The following is a 25399-nucleotide window of genomic DNA, read 5'->3' as shown; positions in this document are numbered from 1 at the left end:
AGACCATTTGTTAGATTTTTGCCCATTTTAGAGTGAAAAAGTCCAGAGTTTTTCGAGCTTTCTTTTGATATTTAGGGATCACCCCCCCCCGAAAAACCCATTTTCACCTATTTTTCAACAACATACTCAACTGTTTCAGTTATTTACTTATTCGATTTTACCCATGCAAAAAACTGACAAAAGCGATATTACAGAAAATTTACATAGGCAAAACCATACTTCGATTTTTACAAATATCATATTGCGAATTTCAATGGTTCTATATCTTAGACAGCTTAAATTTAGTAATCGTTTCACCCGCCAAAATCAATCTAAATATTTAATATTATCAATTTGCTTTTACTATCATTTGCAAGTTTTTAACAGATTGATAAAATTTTCATATTGGTTAGTTTAGATTAAAGACCCTAAAATATAGCAAGTTAAAGTGATACTTGCTTTTAACTTTCGTTTCTTTACTTTCTTTTGCTTGCTATTATTTTGTCATAATTAACAATAAATAAGGAGTGAGGCATAATTTAGCAGTTACTAAATTTAAATTTTTTCTTCTAATTTCTAAAATTAACAGCAACAATTTATACGCAGCACTAAAGTAATTCATCACATATACACAACTCAATACCCCAAAATAGAGTAAAAAAGTATTACTGAGCTGTACCCCAAAATAATTACACCTCACATAAAAATGAAACGCGGTTGTCTAAAAAAATAATGATCGCCTCAAACTCAAAATTTTGGCACAAAAAAAATAGCGAACAGGTTGGTTCGCTATCGAAGATTAAGATTAAATATAATTTTTGATTTTTAAGGTTAGCTATATGAAAAACTATTACGCCTTTAGACTTTAAGAAGAATGACGTAACCACATATTGCTAACTATATTATAGGTATTAAAAATCAATAAATCAACCTTTAAACACGTAATGAGATGATAAAAAGCACTTTTTTCTATTCTTTACATCTTTTGATAGGGAAAAGCTATAAAGCGACTACAATCGTTTTGATTAACTTAACTTCTTCGCTATGATTCTCTTAATCAAGTATGACAGAAAATAATACTTGATTGTATTTATTCTAATTACGACTAAACAAAATCAATATTACGTATTAATGCTTAAAGGCAATACTACTACGTAAAATACTACCACGTAAAGGGTTATTACGAAAGTGCTATTACGAAAGTGCAAAAAAACGTAAGAAAAAATCCTCTGACAGCATCAGAGGATTCAGGGTCTTTTACATCAAACGTAAAATTGAATATTATACGCTAAACCTAAGCTTAGGTTAAAGTAACTTACATCAAAGTAGCTTGCATTACAGTAAGCAACAGTTACATTAACCATAATATTTTCTTGCTAGTTATTTTAAACAAGCACGGTTAACGCACTATTAGTACATTGTAATGAAGTTCTTAATAGAATACCTATGAAATCACTAAGGAAACACCTTAATTAATACTATAGGTTTTAGCTAATGGCGTATCTAAATAGTTGAGATATGAACCATACACTAAATACTTGTTATTACGTTTAGTTAAGGTATTTTGTTCAGCTAGTTCAGCAATAATATCTTTATACATCTCACCAGTTAAACTAAAGTTTAAGTATTGACCTAAACTTTCATCTTTAACTTTACCAGTGAAAATAATTTCGTCCATTACCGCAAAACGATAGAATTCTGGACTTACAAGTTCAATGACGTTATAACCACGATCATTAGTATCAGCTACTTGATTGATAACTTGTTGATCCCAGAAATTAACTATATTGTTTATTTCTAACTCATCAGTTTGCGCAAAGTTATAAACTTGCTCTCCCTGCTCGTTATAAATAAACTCATTAGGTTTCATATCTTTAAGTTGGCGGTTACGTAAGTTATATAACTCAAAACGATGTTGACATAGAGATTCTTTTTGTAAAATCTCTAAACGACTATCATTATTCACCATCACAAAGTTAATGCCATAAGCTTTACCATGCTGTATTAAGTAGATTAATGTCGCAAGAGTAAAGTTCGGAGAATCATGCGGCGTTTGGGTTAGTGTAACCATGATTTTACCAATACCATCAACAAATACATATAGAGGACGGATTTTTGGTAAAGATTTCGTTTGTTGGTTAACACCTAAACTTACAAACTGATTATAGTTGATATAGTCAGCTGCATTTAAACGTGCACATAATCTACGGCGACGAATTAACTCCGCGTAAACAATTGCAAATAAATCTTGCGCTTGTTCTCGCTGTAGAACCGGATGAATAAAATGCGGTAGTAATTTTAAGTCAAAAATCGCATGATGTGAGTTATCGCAATAAGCTAAGAACTCTACTTGTTCAGGACTATGAGTAAAGGCTAAGCTTACTAATATACTCGTTAAGAGATTAGATTTACTTTCTGGAGATGAACCAGAAATTACACTATTACCTTGGCTTAGATTAAGTTTGAATTGATGATTATCTTTATCTAAACCAACGCCTAGTGCAGCATCACCAAATTTAGTAGTTTGTAACACATCAATTAAGTTAACGTTAGTTTGTAAGTAACGTTCAATAAAGATGCGTTTACCATCTAACTTAGCATGTAACTTACGACGATCTACACGACGATTAAAATCTTTAATAAAGCGCTGTGGATCTTCATGAGGAGCTAAAGCTATTTCATAACGATGAGCTCCAGCAACTTTCATACGCTCAAGGATTTGAACACGTGAAGTTTCTTTATCTAGATTTTGTCGTAAGAAACGTACATAATCGTTTAACTGTTTATTGTCATCATCAAAAATCTGCGACGGTAAGAGTAAATCTTTACTTGGTTGTGGTAAAGATTGTTGCTCTTGAGCTTTTTGCATTAGATTCTGTAAACTAAATGCTCCAGCTGCCGCTGCAGTAAACACTTGAGATAAACCATTAGTAGTTTCTGCTGCTTTAGTAGTAGGTTCTAAAGAGTCTACATTGTGAGAGCTAGGGTTAGTATCAGCTGCAATTTCATCTTTATCAACCTCCCCCTCAACAATCTCTACCTGAGCATCTAATCCAGAACTAACTCCAATCTCATCGCTAGAATAACTTTCAGAATTAGTTCCAAGATCAACACTAGTAACGTCTAGAGAATCTGCTTTTACACTAACAGCTGAAGCTGCTGCAGCAGTAGCAGAACTATCTAAATCAGCTAATTCATTAAATACACTTCTACTCGAGTTTGAAGCTTCACTTAGATTATTTTCTTTTTGTGATGCTTCATTAGCTGTTGCTTCTTTAGAAGTATTTTCTTTTAATGCTTCTTTATTAGCTGAAGTTTCATTTTGTGTAGCTTCACTAACTGTTGCTTCTTTTGTTTCAGATTCTGTTACTATAGGTGCAGTTGTAGTCTCCTCTTCTTCAACCGATCCTAAAGTATTTTTAGCAGAAATTAAAGAATTATCACCAGCCTCATCAACTGTAGAAGTATTTGACGAATCTGCTTTGTTAGATGAACCAGAATCATAAACAGATTTAGTCTCTTCTTCACCTGCAGATTCAACATAGATATTTTCTTCTAATTCTGAATAATCATCTGTTGCAGTAGATACTTCAGCTTGAGAAAAATCAAAAAGATCTACTATTTCTGAATCTTGAGAATTTTCTTTCTTATCTCCTACAGAATCTTTAGCCTCTAATTCATCAACTTGATATTCAGGCTTATCATCACTATTAGCTTTATCTGCTTTAATTTCAGCTTTATCATCTTGATCAGATATATCTGTCGTTTTATCAGCTTTATCTGATTTACCGGATTGATCAGCTCTATCAGTTATAGAAGTTTTATTCGTTGATAAAGAAGACTCTTGATCTTTAACAACTAATGACTCTACTCTAGATAAATCATTTTCCTCTTCCTCTATACCACGACTAAAAATACTTGCAGTCTTAGTGCGTTGTTCAGCCGAGAATGGATCTTGATAGATAACGTTAGGTTTATCTGTATCTAAGAAAGAGAAATCTATTTCTCCTTTATCATTAATTGCAGAAACTTCTTTACCATCTCTACTACTTAATAAAGGTAAATCTTCATAAGCTAATTTTTCTTGTGGTAAGTCTAGCTGTGAAGAAGAACTTGTTGTTTGTTCTATAGGTAAACTAAAAGCATCATTAAGATCGGCAAACGTAGCAAGCTTTTGCTCACTAGCATGAGAATCAGCCCCATCTTCTTTACCAGTATTTAAAGCTTCTTCTCTAGCAGCTTCTTCTTTAATTGCCGTTTCCTCTCTAGCAGCAACTTCATCTTTAACCGCTACTTCTTCACCAGCCTCAACTTCTTTACTAATTACTACTGTTTCCTCACCCTCATTTACAGGTAGAGATCCCTCGCTATAATTTACAGCTAATACTTCCTCTCCATCATTTACGGATACTGTTTCCCCATCATTATCTACAACTTCTTCTTCGACAGGAAGATCAAGATCATTTACTTGATAAGGATATTTTTCACGTAAAGCAGCAATACGTTGACTTTCTGCTTGCTCTTCTTTTTTCTGTTCAGCAAGCATGAGACTAACAATACTTGCATTACCTATATTGAGTTCTTCAATATCTGCAATAGCTTCTTGACGTTTTTTATTTGCTCGTAATGTAAAGAGGGAAGCTAACTCATCTTGCTTTTCTAAAGCTGCTTCTAAGTATGCTTCTTCTTTTTTCGCTTCAGCATAATAGGCTTTAGCTTGTGCAAACTTAGCGTTTGACTCTTCAAGAGTCATACCATTATGTGGATTTACATAAGGGGCATCTTTAGAAATTGCACTTTCTTTAGATATTACTAGTTCGTCACTTAAACTTTCTAAATCAAGATCACTTAGGTTGTCTAGTTCTAGATCGTTTGAATTTGCAGAATCTACTGCATTTGCCTGACCTGAAACTTGATGATCTAGACTATTTAGCCTATTTAGACTATTTACACTATTAGTTTCACCTGTAGCGTAAAGTAAGTCTTGAGATGTGTCTGTTGTTTGTGCATTTAATAAAGTTAGTTGATTAAATACTTGAGTTTTTAGCAGTTCATCTCTAAGCTCTTGATTACTAAGAATAGATTCAAGAAAAGCTTGAGCTTCTGGAGATAATGTACCTAATTGCTCTTGCTTGTCAGCAGCTAAAGTTGATTGTGATAAAGTTGATTGTGAATTAGCTTGATCAATAACCTCTTGTTGTAAACGAGCTGCAATAGCATTAACTGATGGTTTATATTTACCAAGCGAAGATAAATCTAAATCATCTAAAGACATATCTTCACTAAATTCTAAATCATCATAAGCTTTACTGCTATTTTCCTGAGCAAATAAACTGTCTTGTGATAGGTCACTATGAGCTATTAATTGTTCAGTACCTTGAGTGCTAAATTGTTCTCTATTTTGTTCAGCAAACTGTTCACTATTTTGTTCAGAAACGGTATAGTCTGATGCTACTAATGAGTCGTAAGCTTCTTGCTGCTGTTCTAAAGCCTCTATTTCACCTGATAATGCTTGAATTTGAGCATCTAGATCTGCTAAACGCTTACTATTCTCTATTTCCTCAAGAACTAAATCAAAGTACTCTTTTCTTTCCTCTTCTGGTAATGAAGCAACAAAGTCTAACGTTTTTTGTAATTGTGAATTTACATGACTAAGAGTAGTAAGTAACTCTTGAGTTACAAGTGCTTCTTGAGCTGTAAATACATCTTGAGCAGCTGATTTATCTTCAATTGCATACGTTTCTTGAGTTGTAACTGTACTTACTAAATTAGCTTGCGATAACTTCTCTTGAGAGTTTACTTGCTCTTGCATTTGCGAAGAAACTGGTAGATTTACCTCTGCAAACTCATCATATGTATAGTTATAATCCTGTGCATCAATAAACTCTTCTTCAAACTCCTCACCAAATTCTTCTCTAAAGTAATCATCAACGTTTTGTATATTTTCAGATTGTTGAGCATCTTCAGATTGAAGAGATTCTACAGATTGATGAGAAACTGCAGCTTGTTGTGTATCTGTAGACTGTTTGGCAAGAGTAGTTTGTTGCACACTCTCTAAATTATTATCTAACTCTGATGAACTAGTAACTTCTGTTAAATAAATCTCATCTTGTGGTTGATAATGTTCAACTGTTGTACGGTTGTATTGTCCTTTTAAAGTTTTTACTAAAGTCTCAACATCTTTACCAGATTTAATAAGTTTCTCTAAAAGATTTTCTAAATCTTTATCTGACGCATCTGTACTTGCAGTAGCACCAATAGTCCCTTGCAAATCTTCAGTCTCTACAGCTTTAGCATTATTTTTACTTTGTGCAGCTTGGATTAGCTTATTGATAACTTCTTCAGGACTAGTAACTCCATATAAAGCATTTAGTTCATCTAGCTCTTCTAACTCTGCTAATTGTTCTGCTGAAGGTTGATAGTAGCTCACAGCAACTTTACTAACTTGTGGTATAGCTTCAGTTGCTAAGAATGGAGAAGTTAAAGTTGCTTCATCAGAAAGCTTAGCGGCTTGAGTAGTTGCTTCAGCCTTGGTAGAATCATCTGTAGCAATCTGATTGTTTGCTGTTTGTTTTGGAGTTTGATTATATGATTTAGTTGTAGCTTGTTCTAAAGAAGTAGTTAAAGACTCAATAGTATTAGATTCATTGCTCTTAGATTCATCACTCTTAGATCCACTACTATTAGAGTCATTACTATTAACTTTAGCTACTTGAGCTAAATCCACTACTCCATCAGAAATTGCAGCAACTTGCTCACCTAAGGATATATCAACATTCTCAACTACAGATGTAGTTTGTGTTTCTACTGCTACTAGGTCAGCATCTGTTGCTGATAAAACTTCTTCTCCAAATAAATCTTCAAGATTACTTACAATCTCTTCTTGGGTAATTGGAGTATCTTTAACTAAAGTATCTACATTTTGAGAAACATTGATCTCATAAGAATAATCTAGAGCAGTATTAGCTTCTGCAGTTTCTGCTAGAACATCGGCTTTATCTTCTCTTAAACTTGGAGAGATAAACTGTTTATCAAGTGCTGCAATTAAATCCTCTTCATCATTCATAGAGGAATTCAATGCTTTACTTTCAGTAGAATCTTCTAATTCATTACGATTGTCTTTAGTAGCACTTGCAGATTGTTCATCTGATTTTTCAACTTTTGTTGTTTGCTCGTTATTAGATACAGTTTGATAGTAAGGGGTATCAACAATAGGTTCAACTTTAATTTCTTCAGCTTGATTTACTACATATGAAGAACAAGTTAAGTTCGCTAAATCAACTGCTAAAGGTTGACCAGCAACTATTGTGTCATTCGCTTCACCAAAAATCTCATCAATTAAAGAAGTATCTTGCTGATAAAGTTGCTGATTAGCACTACCTTGCTTATCTTTTAAAGATTGCTTACTTGCAGATAAATCTTTACTTTCTCCTAAAGTAACCACATTACTTGAAACTTTATCTCCGTCTAGAGAAACATATTTATCATCTAGAGAAACATATTTATCATCTAAAGAAACATTGTTATCATCTAAAGCAACTTTATCATTCTCTAAACTAAGATCTAAAGTTTTCTTACTATCAGAAGTAGAGTTGTTTGAAGTAGTGTTGTCTGAACTAGTTAAGGTTGTATTACTTTGAGATTTACTTTTAGAAGATGATTCTAATGAAGTATCAGATGATAAAGAATTATCCTTATCCAGAGTTGAAGCTACAGTACTAGCTACAATAGTTGAGTTCTGATTGCTTTCAGCTACAGGTGCTTTTGCTTCATCTACCTTAGTTAAGGTCGCAGAATCTTCTGTAGAATTTAAAAGATTATTAATGAAAGATGGAACTTTTTTCTTGCTGTTACGTGTTAAGTTGTAACTAACAGTTGTAGAGGGAGAATACTGAGGAGTGTAATTTAGATTTGCGATTTCACTACTAGCCTTACTAGTAGTTGCTGTTGTTTGACTAGTTGAAGAGTTAACATCAGCATTTTGCGACATCGCAGAACTAGCCGAAACTTTCTCATCAGCTTGAGGAGTTATTTGCGCAAAATCTGTAAATTCATCCAGATCTGCAAAAAAGTCTTGGTCTGAAGCCAAGGTTTGCTGTGAAGTATTAGCTAAAGGAGATGAAGAAGACTTTTTCTTAAACATGAGTTTACATACGCTGGTAACCAACGTGTTAGTCAAAAACAGAAATTAAAGGGAAGACCAAGACTAGAGAGGGCTCTAGTCTTGGTTTTTAACATTAAATGGCACACTTGCCGGTAATTGTGGATAAGCAAAATCATCAGATTCATTAGTAGAAGTTTCTTCTACTTCTACTTTATCTTGTGCTTTTGCATTATTTTGTGTAGTTTGCTCACTATTATCATTAAGATTGAATGATGGCATGATAAAAGGTGAAATAAACTCTTGAGTTTCAGCAATAGGAGTATAAGTTACAACAGCTTGCTCTAATTCTTTCTTAGTTTCAACAGCATTTGATGAAGCTTCCTGTTGAACTGTTGGAACTTCTGTTGTAAAGTCAACAAACAGGCTCGGCATTTCAGGAATACCTGTAACTTCATTTACTTGAGACTCATTACTTGCTCCAGCAATTGCAGTTTGTTCAACTTTAGCTGGTGTTGACTTCTCTGCCACTGGAGTTGACTTCTCATCCACTGGGGTTGACTGTTCTACAGCTGAAGTTAATTGTACTACCTCTGAAGTAGATTGCTCATTTTTTTCCGTAGTGAATGGCTCAGTAATAGTTGAGGTAGATTGCTCGGTATTAGCAGCAACTGATTGTTCAGCTTTTGCTGAAGTAGATACTTCTGGAGCATCTTCGCCTAATACTTTTATTTTCTTACCAGCAAAGTCAATCTTCTTAGGAAGAGGCACCATTACTTTTTGTGGTGCTGTAAATGGATCTGTTGTATTTGTAGTTGAACTTGCATGAGATTTAGCTCCTTCTTTGCTTGAAGCTAACTCTTTTTCATTTTCTGCTAAAGCGCCAACAGTTTGCCCTTCTAATAAAGAAAGATTTGGTACGGCAATGGTTTTGGAACCAGCTGCCATAGCAAAGCTAGCTTTTTTAGCTGCTAACTCTGCTTTCAAGTCTTTGTATTTTTCATTAAAGGCTGCTAAATCATCTTCTACAAAGACATTATTACCTACCATATCTACTGTCGGAGGAGTAACAATATTCCCTAACTCTTGCTCAGCAATTTTAGCTGGTAGATCTGCAGCTAACATTTGTGCTTGCGCTGGAGTTAATTGTCCGAGTTGTACTGCAGTTTTTACTGCACGTAATTTAGCATCTAAAATTAATAACTTCGTTCTTGGAGATACAAATTTATCAATTAAGAGATATGGTTGATTAGAGGCTAGAACAAAAGTTACAATTTCCTGTCCAGCAATTAAAGCTAACTCAGTCGCCCTACCTAAACCATTAATGGTTAAGTGATCGGCAAAATTAACTTTTTGTTGTTTAAGGAATTGCTTAAAGGTTACTCCACCAGGTAAATCAATCATTTCACTTTCATAGAAAGTTTTTAATAATTCACCTTTAGACAGTACTGGTGCGGTCACTATGCGTGGAGAAATAAGATGGAAGAACTCTCCATCGTACTGATGACGAATACGCATTTGCGTTACTTTTTCGTCATGATTACGTTCATCTAGATCTTTAGCAAAAATCGGGAAACCATCGTACCATACAGGAACTTGAGCATTTGCTTGTTCGTCAATAGGTGCTGCTAACTCAATTTTTACTCCGGCTAAACGTTGACGTAGTAACTCTTGGCGATAACCTAAATAAGAAACCTCTGCTAATTTTTTAGCTTTAGTAGCAGCGCTTTGCGCATGTTGCACCATGCGTAAGCTGCTATTTACAAGTGAATCATCAGCACTAACAATAGGTTTACTGATAATGTCATGCTGAGTATTATCTAACTCAGCTTGTAATGAAGCTATTGAAGCTTCTGGTACATTAAAGGCTAATTTACCATTTAGCTCATCATTTAGAGCGAGATCAATACCTTGTCCAATTGATAAAGCATCACTACTATGACCATCAAAGGTTTTAGTAGGGATTTTTACAAAGAACATCCCTTTATCTCCGGTGTAAACCGAAGTAGTAAAAGTTTGTTCAGAGTTATCTGCAAAATGCGGTTGTCCATCAACTAAACGTCTACGACCAGTCTTGGCGGTAAAAGCAGGATCTTGATCTGGATCAGCATTAAAACCTAAACTTGCAGAAATTTTTAATTTTACTGGAGAAATTGGTGGTAAAGAGATCTCGCTTGTAGGAATTTTGTTGTTACTACTAGCTTGAGCATTAGCTGGAGTATTGACTAACAAAGATCCATTTGTCGAGGTTTTACTATCCGTTGATGTAGGATTATTGGTATTATTCTTTGCAATATCTTGCTCAAGATCATTGAGCGACCAATTTAACGTAGGAGCTGGAATTAAGCTCCCTTCTACCGGACTAAATTTGACCCTACGAGGAATAGTATCGAAAGAATCTACTTCTTGATCCTTCGCAGAAACATTTACTTGTTCTTTATCAGAAGTATTTACTTGCTCCACAACAGAAGCATTTCTTTGCTCTACAGAAGCACTTAATTTAGCCTCTGTAGTCTCTTGTTCTTCTAAAGATGAGGTTGCTTTAGTAGGACTAGCTGCAGTAAAGAATGAGTTATCAATACGTGGAGCGGCAATTAGCACTCCTGTTTTTTCAGATTCCTCTTCTTCCTCTTCTACATTCGCGAGATTTAAGCTCGCAAATAAATCATCACTTGGAGTAACTGAGGCTTTCGTTTTTTCAGCTTTACCCTGTGCTTGAAGTGCTGCTAACTCTGCTTGCGCTTTTTCTGAAGTTAATTCTCCACTTTTAAGATCATCAACTATATCACCTAAAAGATCATTATTTGCACTAGCTTCTGAACTTACTTGCGCTGCTGCAGTACTATTAGTTTGAGCTTTTGCAGCGCTTGTTTTAGAGTGAGTTTTTGCGTCTGTAGCATTAGTGCTGTTTGAAGACTCTACTGAAAATAAGCCAGGAGTAAAAAGACTTTCTAATGAAGAAGCGTGTAAATCTTGGAAACCTATAGTTGGCGTTGCCTCTAAATCATCTAAAGTAGCAAATGAGTTTGATGCATTAGATGAGCTTGATAAATTAGCATTACTAGATTTAGAGCTTGAAGATTTTACATTGCTCGATTTAGTAGCACTAGTTTTAGTTTTTTCGGTAAAGAGAGTTTGTGCTTGCTCATCTAAACCAGATGGATCACTAAATAATCCTTCTAAATCATGCACAATATTTTTACTTGCTAATTTAGAAGTTGTTGAAGATTTCGATTTAGCTGAACTAGAAGTAGCTTTACCAGTACTTAAACCAGCAAATAGATCATCTTCACTATTTTTAGCTTTGGCACTAGTTACTTTATCTGCTTTATTTAGTTCAAGACTTTTAACTACATCACTAGAGACAATTAATTCTTCATCAATTACTGACTTGTTAGAAACTTGCTCTTGCTCAGCATAAGAATTTAAATCTAACTCAGCAAAAAAGCTATCTAAAGCTTTAGTTCTTTTTGCTGATTTTGTAGACTTAGATGAAGTTGCAGCAGTATCTTTTTTATTAGAATCCTCTTTAGCACCCGCTACGCCTTTACCAGACTTAGAGCTCGTAAATAAATCTTCACTTGCTTCATCAACATTATCTAAAGTCGCAACACTATCTAAATTAGCAGTACCTGTTGCTAATTCATCAAAGCTTCCATCTGCACTTTTATCAGCGTTTGAATATGCGCTTCTATCTGTGTTTTTATTAGCACTTAGATCTACACTTTCAGCGGCATTGCTCTCTACTTTTTCTTTATCAGCTCCTTGAGAATCTGTTGCCGCAAGAGCTTGCTCAAGATCAAGAGCATTTAGAGAGAAGTCTTTTGCTGATTTTTTCGCTTTTTTGCTTTTACTTGCCGCTAAACTCGCTGCAGTTGTATCTAAGGCCGCAAATAAATCTTCATTATCAGCAGAAGTATCTGAAAGAGTAACCTCACTTGTATTAGATGCTGTTTTTTTGTTGCTCACTAAAAGTTGATCTAAATCTGCTTCTAAGTTTGTGGTTTCAACTTTAGAATTTGTAGATTTAGCATTTACGGCTTTAGTATCTGCTAGAACTTCTTCTGCTTTAGGAGAAACAGAGTTAACTTCTGTAAATAACTCGCCTGAAGCTTGAACTTTAGCAGCACTCTCTATTACATCATTAACTTCACTGCTAATTGTACTGTTAGCTGTTTCTAGATCAGCGTCAGAAGAAGGAACTTGCTCTTGAGCATTACTCGAAGAAACTTGCTCATCTAAAGCTTTTTCTGCACTTAGCAATTGGTGCTCATCAGTACTTACGACTTTAGTGTTTACTTCACTTTCAGACTTAGATCCTTTCGAGCCAAATAAACCTGACCAAAAACCACCTTTACTTTTAGAGGTGCTTGAGGCAGAGATTGTACGCTTTTCTTCCGATTTACTTTCTGGCTCATCAGCCAGAGATAATAAATCTTGTAAAGAAATATCTTTTTTACTCATAAAATGGAGAATTGATAGTCTATTCTTAAACTGCAAAAACATCTATCTAAATTAGGTAGATGTTAAGTGCAGTTTAACTACTTTTTTTCTTAAAGAATTTAAGAAATAAAGTACATACGCAAAAGAATGGTTTTAAATTAGTAATCTGATACGACTAATTTAGTAGAAAAATTCGGGAAATATTACCTTAATAAAATTTTAAGGATATCTATTATATTATAACCGTTTAAGCCTTATTTATCATAACAAAAGCGCCATTTTCCTCCAGCTTAGAGATAAAAAATTTGCGAGAAGTTTTACCCTCTCGCATTTTTATTATTTATCTCGCTGTTGACCTAACATTACTTCTTGTTCAACTTGCGGTTGATGGTTAGTCACAGGTGTTTGTGCTGCTAATTCTGGAGAATTAAACACTTGATGTAAGTTTTCACCTGTAGGACTTAAAGGAGAATTTAGATCATTAAGCATTTGTTTTGGTTGTGCTTTAGAGCCTTTACGTACTGCCCCCATACCCACACCTATAAGTGCTGCTTGGGCATAGGCTTGAGCTTGAGAAGCTCGTAGAGCCATTTCTTCTTGCTGACGTAAACGTTCTCGTTCAAGACCTGCTTGCATATTCGCATGCGCTTGTAATTGCGCTTGACGAATTTGCGCTTCGCGTTGTGCTTGTAGTTCAGCAGCACGTTGTGCCGCTTCACGTTGCGCACGTTCTTCAGCTTCTTTTTGTGCACGTAGTGCAGCTTGACGCTGCGCTTCTTGCTGTGCTAATTGTGCAGCTTGACGTGCAAGTTCTTCTTGACGTAAACGTTGCTCTTCAGCTAGACGAGCTTGCTCTTCACGTTTGCGTTGTTCAGCTAATTGCTGTAACTGTGCTTGACGTTGGAGCTCGGCTTCTTTAGCTTGACGTAAACGCGCTAATTCAGCTTGTTTACGCTCTAATTCAGCTTGCTGTTCAGCAAGAGCTTGGGCATATTCAGCACGACGTTGTGCCGCTTCTGCTACTTGTTGACCGCCAAACATAGATCTTTCACTATCAGCATACTCAAGAACTTGATTGTAAGAAACTCGACGTTTTTTCGCACCTTGTTGATTCTCGGTTGAATCAGCAAATACACGCGTAAGTAGTGTTTCTTTACTTGTAGTTTCTGGAGCATCTTTAAGATTTGGATCTACGTAAATGTTTTCACGCTCTTCCATCATTTGTTCATAGTTAGCTTGTTTTGTACGTTCAAGCGTATCTAAGAACTCATGTGCAATACCATAAACTTCATCACCTTGTGAGTAATCTTCGCTTAAGGTTGTTGCTGGATAAGAGTTGTCAGCATTTACATTATTGTCTGAAGCACTTGCATTAGCAAAGGTTTGCTGTGCTTGTGCATACTCTTGAGTTAGAGTATCAACTTTAGTTGCTGTAGTTGCAATAGCATCTAATTGCTGGGCAATTTGTTGCTCAAAATGATTAACTGCAGCTTGTGAAGTTTGTTGTGCTTGTTGCTCAACTGCAGTAAATTCAACCTCTTCATCACCAAAGTCAAAAGCCGTATCACTTAGACTCGATTGCTCGGTTGCAAAGTTATCACTTGCAAGTGCATGCTCTTGAGCATTTGTTTGAGCAATCGCTGGAGTTTGCTCTTTTGCTACTTGTTCTTGTGCTACTTGCTCTTGATTTACGATTGAATTTAAATCTTGATTAACTTGCGTTGCCGGATCTGCACTTTCACCAAATAGATCATCAAGTACTGAACTTGCGTCATTAGTTAATTGAGGCTCTGGCGCTGTAGCAAATGAAGCATCGTTTACATTCGCACTAAAGAGATCGGCAATTGGATCATTAGCTGCTTGCGCAGTTTCATTAGCTGTATGATCAATTACAGTATTAGCTACTTCATTAGCAACTACGTTAGTCATATCTAGACTAGCACTTGCACTTTCAGTACTAGCATAAGCCGCAGTAGGTTCAACTGCTGCAGCAATACTTGCAAAAGCATCTACGTGCTCTTGTGCTGAACTTGTAGTTGCTGTAGGTGTAGCCTCAGCCAAAAGATCATCTAATACAGAGTTAGTATTACTAACCGCAGTAGCCGTCTCTGGTGTTACCTCAGCAAAATCTTCTGTTGCAAATGAATCAGCTGTTGCTGTAGCTTCATAAGTCTCACTTACTACAGGCTCTTGAGCCGCTGTGCTCGGTGAAGAGAAAATGCCACCAGAACCAAACACATTATTAATTAAGTTCGCCGCATGCGCTTGTTCTTCTGCAGCTTGTGCTTGGTTATCATCTTGGAGAATATTACGATAATCTTCTGTAGCAGCCGACATTTGGGCTTTAGTTGCAGCTTCAGCACGAGCTGCTGCATAAGCTTCACTTGGATCTACAATATTCTCTGCCGCTTGATATTCATAAGCTTTAAGAGTTGTAGTTGTAGCTTGTGTTGTTGAAGTTGCAGAAGTTGTATAACCTTGAGCAGTTGGTGCTGCTGTGCTTGGTGCTGCATAGCTTGTCGCTGCTGGTGCACTTGTTGGATTATATAAATCATCTAATGCTTGATGAGCATTAGTTGTACCTGTTGCCATTGCGGCATTAGCATAATCTAGATCGACTGCGCTATTGGCTGTAAATAGATCGTTAGTAGTTGTACCAACAAATGAATCATTACTCGCAGTAAATTGGTCATTAGCTGTTACAAACGAATCACAATTAGTTGTAAATAGATCATTGCTTGTATTACCAAGATCAAACGCATCGTTTGAAGTAGTTCCTACAAAAGTGTCGCTACTTGTGGTGCTTGCCGCAGCACTTGCTTGGGAAGCTGCATAAGCTGCTCCTGCTACTGCCGCTCCTGTCATGGTAGCACCAGCGCTTGTAGTGCCTGCTGCATAGTGATGGCTTGTTTCTTGAGCTGTATATGAACTACGAGGAGTTGGTTTTTCTTCATCGGTTGATGAACGAACTACTGGAGCTTGATCTGCTGCCGAACTATCATCAAAGATATCTAAACGATGATCTACACCAGAATTACTACCAACTAAGCTATCTAAATCATTGCCTGAACTTGGAGCTCCGTGTAATAAATCATCAACTTTCGAACCTTGGTGTTGTTTTAAGCTAATAGCTGTAACCACTTGTGGGGTGTTACGTTTAAAGATGCGTTTCGCGCTATTAGTAAAGGCAAACCATAGAGATTGTGATGATAATGAACGGTTTAAGTCACTTAATTCCGCAAGTTTATGTTCATACATGCGCATTAAGATCATATAACTTTGTTCTTGACGCTTACCACGTGTGCCCATAGCTTCATATTGTGCACATAGGACTTTTAAGTGGTTAAGTTCTTTTTGTGTTGTTGCAAGAATACTGCTAGTTTCTAAACCTGGTAAGAAGTAGATTGATAACTCATCAACTTCACCACGTTTGAGGCGCTCTCTTTGTTGCTTCATCGCTTCAGTAATGATCGCCGAGTTCATACTGTTACGATTATATTCATCTAGATCTAGAGCTGATAAGTCTTTACCACGTAGGTAAGCAACATAATCAACTAAGATACGACGAATTAAGCTTGTATATACCGCACCAATACCCACTAAAGTAACTAAAACCCCAATAATAAGGGTTAAACCTACATTACTATTAGTAACGTATGAGATTAGTTGCGCAAAGAAGCCACCTACGTCATAAATGCTAAACAGTTGAGCATTGTGACCAATTGTAGCGTCGTAAATAGTTCCAATCCCGAAAAAGGTAACAGCTAGCGAGATCATAAACATGAGCCACGCAAACCAGCTAAAACCGTTTTTAGTACGTTGGAACACAAAGATAAAGTGTAAGAAAGTTAAGATAAATGGATATAGATAACCAAATCTGCCAAAAAATAAAAAATAGGTATCACCAATAAAAGTAATTACCGTACGGAACGTCGATTGATTACCTATAGCCGAGGTCGTATAAGACCAACCAGAATATTCTGGATTAAAGACTAAAACACTAAAAATCGAAATAATGCCAAAAAGCACTAAAATAAATAAGAGTAAACGGCTTATTAAGCCCGTTTCTTTCGTAGTATCAGACATGAGTTTTTAGAGTATAAATAGGGATAGCAGCTTACAGTTGAGATGCTTGAGACAAAAATGCTGCTATACATCGTGTGTTTTATATAAGCTCAATGTAACTAAGTACTCAAATCTTAGTCATCGAGCCTCTAAATTTTATATTGCGAAATCAAAAAGAAAAATCTAGTTTTCTGAAGTTTAAATATAGATCTTTGCACTTTATATTTTATATTTTTTTACCGATAATTGCTAAAGTAATTCGTAAGAAAGGCTTACTTTTTTGGACAAAAAATGACTTTTAAATATTGAATTAAGCCCTAAGCTAAAATTAAAAGTCATTCTGGTATTAAATGATAGTTTTTAAATTGAGAAAACTAACGCTCGATCAAATTTTAAACCGGCTAGCTGAGAACCAAATCAATATATTTGTCAGACTAAGGGTAGAAGCTAAACTATGTAACTATCCATTACCTAATATGAGACGCTATTAGAAGCTATCTGAACTACATGACTATCTAGATCACATGACTGTATAGACTACACGATTATCTAGACTACACAAGCCTCTAATATAGATAACTATCCAAACTACCTACAATTAAATCAACCAACTACAACCAACCTAGTGCTTTAAGCGCAATCCGTATAGCTATAAAATAGAAAGATCCAAGGTATTTCCTCGGATCTTTTGTAATTCAGGTTTTAGTTATTCCGTAAGCCGGATTCTGTTTTATGTAATCATTCATCTAGAGTTAGCATCACTACTAACTTCAAGCGATCTACCCGCGTTCAAACTATGGGCGAATTATGCGAACGCCTATTTGATCTTGCTCCTGGTGGAGTTTACCAAGCACAGCCATTGCTGGACTGCCTGGTGAGCTCTTACCTCACCGTTTCACCCTTACCGACAAGTCGGCGGTTTACTTTCTGTTGCACTAGTCGTAGGTTCACACCTCCCAGGCATTACCTGGCACCATGCCCATATGGAGTCCGGACTTTCCTCTGATTATTACTAACCAGCGATTACTCGAACTACTAAAACTCGGATATTATACTGTAAATTTATTTCTCTTGCTAGAAATAAATTAATAATTCATCCCCCTTTACCACTTTAAGAAAATGCTTTACTATCACCATCTACACTATTGTTATAAAAAACGAAAATAGCTTTAAAAAACATCTCTTGTGGTTTAGAAAGAGGAGTTAGACTTTACTGCTATAATGAAATTAATCTCAACTTAATTAAGGATCTTCATAATGAAAAATTCATACTTTACTCATCTAGTTAAAGGCTGTTTATTCTGTCTATGTATGTTGGGGTTAAATGCTCATTTGTCGCAAGCGTATGCTTCTTCCCCTCAAACACAACAAACTACCGTTATTTCTAAAGGTGAGCAGGCTGTTATGGACTTTTATCATAACAATCAATTTCTAGTAGCTAGATTTGACTATTTCCTTAACTCGTCTATATACAATTTTGGACAATATGCTAATAAATCAATTATTTATAGACTGGCGATCTATATTTTCCCTGTGCAGTTTCTTTTTGTTTTTCCAGATGAAAGTAGTGTCGTCAACGGTAAATACCATAATCCAACATTAGATAAATTTGTAAAATTTGCAACACTTTGCCGTAACCTTTATAAAAACTATCGTAATAAAGCTAGTGAGGAAGCTTTAAATATTTGTAATTTGTATAACTTTTTAGTAACTTTTTATAATGGAGATTTGAGTACTTTTCAAAATCTTGTTGTTTATGGTGAACATGTCAAATTAGAAAGGGAGATACAACCCACAGATCCAAAATACTTAGAAAAAGCTAATTTAATTTTTCTTTTAGGTAAATTTGAGATATCCCTCAGATACAATTCACTTTACGAAGCCCAAAAGCTGGTAAACTTCAAAGTTAAAAGTCATAACCAAATAGACAGCAATAAAAATTACCAACAGGTTCAGAAAGCATTGAAACCTCTTGGTATAAAGGTAATTAAATTAAGTTTCTAATTATTACTAAAAACTCATTACAGCACCACATAGTAAGAAGATAAATTACTATAGTCATTAAAATCTTGAGAAAAGTGTTGCAGCCTCTCTACAAGCTTAGCAAGAAATCTCCTTGTTGCAAAAGCCGCTTAAAAGAATCCCTCAAACTTTTATCTATGCTTCCATGAAAAAAAGTCTTGTGTAGTAATACACAAGACTTAAAAAATATCTCTTACGATAAAATTTATCAAGACAATAATTTATTTATTGTCAGTTGATTTCGCAGAACCTGCTTGAACAGCATTAGTTTGCTCTGCAGCTTGTTCAGCTTGTACTGCTGAAGTGTCAGTTGCTTTTTCATTTGCTTGCAGATTAGCTGTAGCCGCTTCTTGTTGCGCATTAATATCTTGGCTTACTTTTTCAGCCTTTTGACTTGCTTGTTTAGCTTGTGCTTGAGCTTTTTCTGCTTCAGCATGAGCTTGTTGAGCCTGAGCTTGCGCTTCTTTTTCGGCTTTAGCAGCAGCTTTAGCTTTTTCTTTAGCTTTACGCTCATTTACTAAAGCTTGAGCTTTATCTGCTAAGATTTTACGTTTTACACTTTCTTCTGGTGAATTTGGGGTATCTACCGAAACACGTACGTGGTAGTTATTATCAGTACCTTTAGTGTTTAGTTCAGCTTGGGTATCTTCTTTTACTACTGAAGAGAAAAGAACTAACGAAGCCACTTCACGTAAGTTGATAATATCGGTAACGTGATGTTTCTCTAAGAACTCAATTTCATCTGGGAAGTCAGCCATTGCCGAAACGGTAAATGACATATTTGCAAATAACTCTGGATGAGCATTGAAGATCTTATCAACGGTATAACCAATTTCGAACACATTGTCGTTAGTAAAGATAATAGCTTTAGCTTCTTTAACGTTGGCTTGTTCGAAGTGAGCGATATTTTTGAAATCACCGAAAATAGTGTGAATACCTTCACGGTTCGTTTCGTAGAACTCATCAAGATTATTTGTAATAACGATTACAGGCATAGCTGTAGCATTTAAGCGCGCGACAATTGCTTTACCAATCGATGAGTAACCAACAACGATTGTATGTTTACTCATTAATACTTGTTCGTTCACGAATGCTTGGTCACCTTCTAATTTCTCTACTAATTTATCTTCAGGTAGAGGAATAATTGATGACGCCCCGCTAATAACTTCATGTTCTGGATTATGTAAGTTCTCTTTCTCGTGAGTTGCAGCTTCAACTTGCGCTTGCCCTGGTCTAGCTTCTTTAGTTTGTGCAGCAACTGCTTCTGGAGCAGCTTCTGTATGATGCATACCACCACGTGCTTGCATGTTCTCGAGATTGTGTTTGAGACGTGCGTCGAAGCGTTGTAGGAACTTCTCCATTCCCACGAATAAGAACGGGTTAAGAATAATCGAAATAATCGCACCTGCTAAGATTAGGTCTTTTTGTCCTGAATCTAAGTAACCGTAACCTACAGCTAAACCAGCAAGAATAAATGAGAACTCACCGATTTGTGCTAAAGATACAGAAATGGTTAGAGCTGTACGATTTGATTTACCCATAATTCTAATTAAGGCATAAGCAATTGCTGATTTAACAAGGAGGATAATTACAGCTGTGTAGATTACACCTAGTGGATTAGTTAGAATTACGTTGTAGTTAAATAACATCCCTACCGATACGAAGAATAGAACCGCAAAGGCGTCACGTAAAGGTAGAGTATTATCTGCTGCACGGTGCGATAATTCAGAACCGTTAAGAATCATTCCGGCAAAGAATGCACCTAGAGCATAAGATACGTTAAATACTTCTACGGCAATGTATGCAATCCCTAGAGCAATAGCTAGAGTTGCTAGAGTAAATAATTCACTTGAGCCAGTTGCAGCCGAGCGAGAAATCGCCATTGGAATTAATTTACCCCCAAAGAAGAACATCACAAAGACAAAGGCCGCAAACTTAACTGCCGTCCAGAACATATCCATTCCGAACTGTGCAAGGTTCATTTCTGTGCCGTTTGTCATAAATTGCATAGTTGGTAAGACAACTAATACCACTACGGTCATTAAGTCTTCTACAATTAGCCAACCTACGGCAATTTTACCCCTTGGGGTTTGGGTAATGCTATTGTCTTCCAAAGCACGTAAAAGTACAACTGTTGAGGCAACTGATAAACACAGACCAAAAATCGCCGAGTTAAACCAACTATGCCCCATTAGATGACCGATTAAGGTAGTTACGGCGATCGTACCTACCACCTGTGCAATTGCTCCAGGTACGGCAATACTTTTAACTTCGTTTAGGTCTTTAACCGAGAAGTGAAGACCCACTCCAAACATTAGGAGCATAACCCCTACTTCGGAGATTTGATTTGCTAATTCTAAGTCCGCATTGTATACAAATGAAACATTTGGACCTAAAAGAATACCAGCAAAGAGATAACCAATAATAGGTGAGAGTTTTAAGCGATTAGCAATCATCCCAAAGATATATGAGAGCATAAAACCTATGGCAATGATACTAATCAACGGAGTGTCATGATGCATTACGTAGTTTTTTCCTTTTTTGCGTTAAGTTTAAATGGTATATGCTAGGGCTAATAAACTAGCAACATACCTAGAGGTATAAACCCGCTTGAGCAAGAGTTGTTGGTCTGAACTTTGTATCAAGCATGACTAATTTTTAGTCTAAAAAAGCTCAAAGCTCTTTTTTAGATGACACTCAAAAAAAATTTAGTCCACAAGTACCTTGCCCACACCTGTTTATACATAGGGATTCCGCAGATCTAGCATCTGTTGGTAATAAGCACTACTCTATTATTAAAGTAAACTCAGTTAACTTTAAGCTTTTTAGTTCTAGACTTTTTCCTTTAGTCTTTTAACTTTAAGCACTATTAAGCTTATCTTGGACAAATCACTAAGAGAAAAATCTAAACCCAAATAGAGTTTACCTATACCTAAATAGAGTAAGGGCTTAGTATAGATTGTAGCACAATCCACCCCTCTTTAGCCCATAAATCCGTGAATTTTTTAGAACTAATTTTTCGCCAAAGATAGCACAGCAAATGAACAAATGTTACTCTATACTTCGCTTCTCTTAAGATATTGCCTCCTAGTGCTAATTTAGCTAGAAATGAGCTTATCTTTTGGAAATAATTTTATGTCTAATTGCTAGTTCTTTAGGACTTTAATTATTTGCCCTAGAGCTCGTTCCCATAATTACCTTAACTTTTACGTGGTTATCTGTAATTCTTATAGATGTATTCTGCAAACCATCTCTAGCACTTATGAAAAAAATCTCCAAGCTTATAACTTGGAGATTTTTTCATAATTAGCTATAGTCTTTAGCAGACTAAACTTAATTATTGTAATACTGAGTTAGTAGCTTTACCTGTTTCTACCACTTCTTTAATGTTGTTTAAAGTAGTTTCAGAAATTGAAGTTAAAGCTTCTTGTGTTAAGAACGCTTGGTGACCAGTTAATAATACACGTGGGTTCGCGATTAAACGTAAGTATAGGTCATCACCTAAAACTACTGAAGATTTATCTTCGAAGAATAAAGCTTGTTCGTTTTCATATACGTCTAGACCTAAACCTGCTAATTTACCAGCACGGATTGCTTGTAATGCAGCTTCAGTGTCTAATAAACCACCACGGCTAGCGTTGATTAATAATACGCCATTTTTCATTTTGTCAAATGCTTCTTTATTTAAGAAGTGACGGTTTTCTTTGAATAATGGACAGTGTACAGAGATTACATCTGATTCTTTATAAATTGTATCTAAATCTACGTATTCTGCACCTAAATCAATTGCTGCTTGGTTTACAAATGGGTCATAGCATAATACACGCATACCTAAACCTTTTAGGATACGGATCATCGCAAAACCGATTTTACCTGTACCAATTACCCCAGCAGTTTTACCGTATAAACAAATACCTTCTAAGTTTTCGAGGTTGAAGTTTGCTTCACGTGTACGAACGTATGCACGGTGAATGTTACGGTTTAAAGAGAATAATAATGCTGCTGCGTGCTCTGCCACAGATTCAGGTGAGTAAGCTGGTACACGAACTACTTGTAAGCCTAATTCTTTAGCTGCATCTAAATCAACGTTGTTGAAACCTGCACAACGTAAAGCAATGATTTTAACGCCACGAGCTTTTAAAGCTTCTAATACTGGACGTGAAGCATCATCGTTTACGAAAATACAAACTACATCAGTGTTAGCTGGTAAGTTTGCTACGTGGTTAGCATCTAAACGATCTTCTAAGAAAGTTAAGTTGTAACCAAAATTACCATCAGCATTTACTTTGGTAAAGAATTTTTTATCGTATGATTTAGAGCTGAAAAGAGTAATGTTCATGAATTAAACTCCAATGTGTGTTGTCAATTTCGTAGGCTATTATACACTAATGCAGCCTATTGTGCACGGCAAACTCTTCACAGAAATTCACACAAAAAGAGCGATTTCACACCTCCAAATCAAAAGATTTAAAGAAGGCTTCTCACTAACAGGTGAAAAATTAATTAAAATCTTAAAAAGCTGATTATCAGTTTTTTATTATTTTCACAACAATTTTATCGTTTAGGGGTCTTAAATAATTTTTAAAAACCCTAAATACTATAGTGATTTAGTAAACAATTATTTGTGTGGATCGACAAATAAATAGTAAGTCGTAAGCTTACGATTGCTTAAGATTATGATAAATCTAACTTTAGTTAACAAGCACAGCAAGAATAAAAATAAGAATAAATAAGGTTAAATTTTTAATTTCTAATGTTTAATTTCTTACTCTTATTTCTTATTCTTATTTTGGAGTATGTAAAAAACAGGAGTAGAACGCCTTTGCTGTGGATTACTTAATCTGCACACGACTAGCAAATGTCTCTTCTACTAGCTTAATATGAGGGGCAAGAATATCAACTAAAGCCTGTATATGCGTAGGATCTGCATTTAAGCATTCTACCCAACTATAAGCTTTACCACCGGCATGCATGAATACTTCATGATTTTCTTGTCCAATTTCTTCGATCGTTTCAATACAATCAGCACTAAAACCTGGACAAATTACTACTACTTGCGCATTAGGATGAGTTTTAGCATGAGCTTCAAGACTTTGATCGGTTTGTGGTACTAACCATGGTTCTTTACCAAATACCGATTGATAGGTTTGCTGATATTGCTCTGGTTTTAAACCTAAGGTTTGAACTAAAGCTGCAGTCGTTTGCTCACATAATTCTGGATATGGATCTTTTAACTGCTCTGCAAAGCGTGTAGGAATGCCATGGTAAGAAATAAAGAGTTTATTACTTGCCGAGAAGTATTTAGAAACATCTACTTGCTTAGGATCTTGCTGTAAAAGTTTAGCTACATGCTGTTTAATACTTTGTGCTAAAGCTTGAATATAGCTTTGGTGTAAGTGGTAATCACGTACTACACTAAAACTTGGCATAAAACGTTGATTCTTATCCGCATAACCACGATTAAACTGATCAATTACTGGTAAAGTTGTTGTTGAACTAAATTGCGGATATGCTGGTAATAAGATTACATGATCCGGTTGATGTGCAAATACTTCTGGTACTACTAATTTTAGATTAGGTTGTCCATAAGTCATACCCAGAGCAACTGTCCACTGATGTTGCGGATATAACTTGGTTAATAAAACTTGTAAAGCATCACGTTGTTGCCCTGAAATAGCCATTAGTGGGCTACCTTGTTCTGTCCATACTTGGGCATAAGTTTTTGCCACTTTAGGACTGCGGAATAAGCGAATAAAACGGAGAATAATACCCCATTTAGGTTGAGGAACATCTACCACGCGTGGATCAGATAAAAACTCTCCTAAAAAACTTGATACTTCTTTAGAAGTTGGTGCTTCTGGGGTTCCCAGATTAGCTAAAATAACACTAATTTTTGCCATAATGATTATTCTCATTGCACTTAACAAGCCAAGCTCATTAAGCAGGGATAACCCCAAGTTAAATTATAAAGTCGGATAAGGATAAGTAAGAGCTAATAAAATCGTGTCTGAGTGACAGATAAGGTCATATTAGAAGTACTAAAAACGTCAAGCAAGAATAACTGATAACGTCTTCTAAGAAAGAAATGATAAAGTCGTATTAGATCAGTTAACTTTTAGCAATCTAGGTAAAATTAGATCAGTTAACTTTTAACAATCTAGGTAAAAGTAACCGTAACTCTCTTCCTTTACTTTACCTTGCTCTAATTTCCTCTACTTTCAAGTGTACCTTATTTTGTGCCTTGATTGTATCATGAATATCCCAATTCCTCAACTGTCACACAAAATACTCTAAGCACTTATCAATTTACCAAAACTCTCGCATAACTACCAAGACATCTCATTTCTCACTCCTTTAGCTTTGACAAGTGGTAATACTTGGATAAAATACTGTTGCTTATTCTAAGCTTGATATTCGAAGAGCTTATCTAAATAAGCTTAAATAGCTTTAGTGATAGATCCGCAAAATTTTGATAGGAAATTTTACAGCAGATAATTTTGCCTTAATTGCCGCGATAAAAGCGTCTTTATGTGGCTAAAAAACTTGATTTTTCCGAAACTAGCGTTATTTTATCAGCGTAGGGATTTTGCGAGAGATCTTAGAGCCTACTAGAAAAATGTTACTTTTGATAGTTTAATGTTAGTTATTTCTATTAAAGCTATTTTTAAACTACCAAAGTCAGCTAATTTAAATCTTCGTAGGGTCACAAGCGGCAAAATTTATTCCTACAAGGTATAATATAATGAGATAAATTTGCCTATGAGTAGCTTATAAGAGAGAAACTCTCCT

7 protein-coding genes and 1 other RNA gene are annotated in these 25399 nt (G+C 35.6%); 1 reads left to right on the top strand and 7 read right to left on the bottom strand.

All coding sequences use genetic code 11. The features are described from left to right. Window positions 1–1447: 1447 nt before the first annotated feature. The 4 genes from CKF58_RS03850 to rnpB form a co-directional block, all read right to left on the bottom strand. Entirely contained in the window at window positions 1448–8122 is a 6675-nt protein-coding gene (locus CKF58_RS03850; protein WP_119531148.1) for an FtsK/SpoIIIE domain-containing protein, read from the bottom strand. 75 nt (window positions 8123–8197) lie between these two features. Then, entirely contained in the window at window positions 8198–12544 is a 4347-nt protein-coding gene (locus CKF58_RS03845; RefSeq protein ID WP_119531146.1) for a hypothetical protein, read from the bottom strand. A gap of 315 nt (window positions 12545–12859) precedes the next feature. After that, complete coding sequence (locus CKF58_RS03840) at window positions 12860–16609, bottom strand: hypothetical protein (RefSeq protein WP_119531144.1); 3750 nt, start codon at window positions 16607–16609, stop codon at window positions 12860–12862. 677 nt (window positions 16610–17286) lie between these two features. Continuing rightward, an RNA gene (gene rnpB, locus CKF58_RS03835) (RNase P RNA component class A) lies at window positions 17287–17627 on the bottom strand. 218 nt (window positions 17628–17845) lie between these two features. Here rnpB and CKF58_RS03830 point away from each other — a divergent pair. Then, the gene (locus CKF58_RS03830; RefSeq protein WP_119531142.1) at window positions 17846–18592 is read left to right on the top strand and encodes a hypothetical protein; all 747 of its coding nucleotides are present in this window, start codon (window positions 17846–17848) and stop codon (window positions 18590–18592) included. A gap of 239 nt (window positions 18593–18831) precedes the next feature. On the opposite strand, the gene CKF58_RS08380 is transcribed toward CKF58_RS03830, so the two are convergent. The 3 genes from CKF58_RS08380 to hemH all read right to left on the bottom strand — a co-directional run bounded on the left by CKF58_RS08380 (window position 18832) and on the right by hemH (window position 24510). Continuing rightward, window positions 18832–21132: a cation:proton antiporter domain-containing protein gene (locus CKF58_RS08380; RefSeq protein WP_222987691.1), complete on the bottom strand. Its 2301-nt coding sequence runs from the start codon at window positions 21130–21132 to the stop codon at window positions 18832–18834. Window positions 21133–21947: 815 nt separating this feature from the next. Continuing rightward, on the bottom strand, window positions 21948–22949 hold the full coding sequence (locus tag CKF58_RS03820; protein ID WP_119531140.1) for a 2-hydroxyacid dehydrogenase: 1002 nt from the start codon (window positions 22947–22949) through the stop codon (window positions 21948–21950). A gap of 493 nt (window positions 22950–23442) precedes the next feature. Then, window positions 23443–24510, bottom strand: coding sequence for a ferrochelatase (gene hemH / locus CKF58_RS03815; protein ID WP_222987690.1), 1068 nt, complete (start codon window positions 24508–24510; stop codon window positions 23443–23445). Window positions 24511–25399: the final 889 nt, after the last annotated feature.

It is taken from the genome of Psittacicella hinzii, from assembly GCF_003585935.1.
GTDB classification, from domain to species: domain Bacteria; phylum Pseudomonadota; class Gammaproteobacteria; order Enterobacterales; family Psittacicellaceae; genus Psittacicella; species Psittacicella hinzii.
The sequence above is the reverse complement of the archived record's forward strand: the minus strand, read 5'-3'. Positions and strand labels throughout refer to the sequence as shown.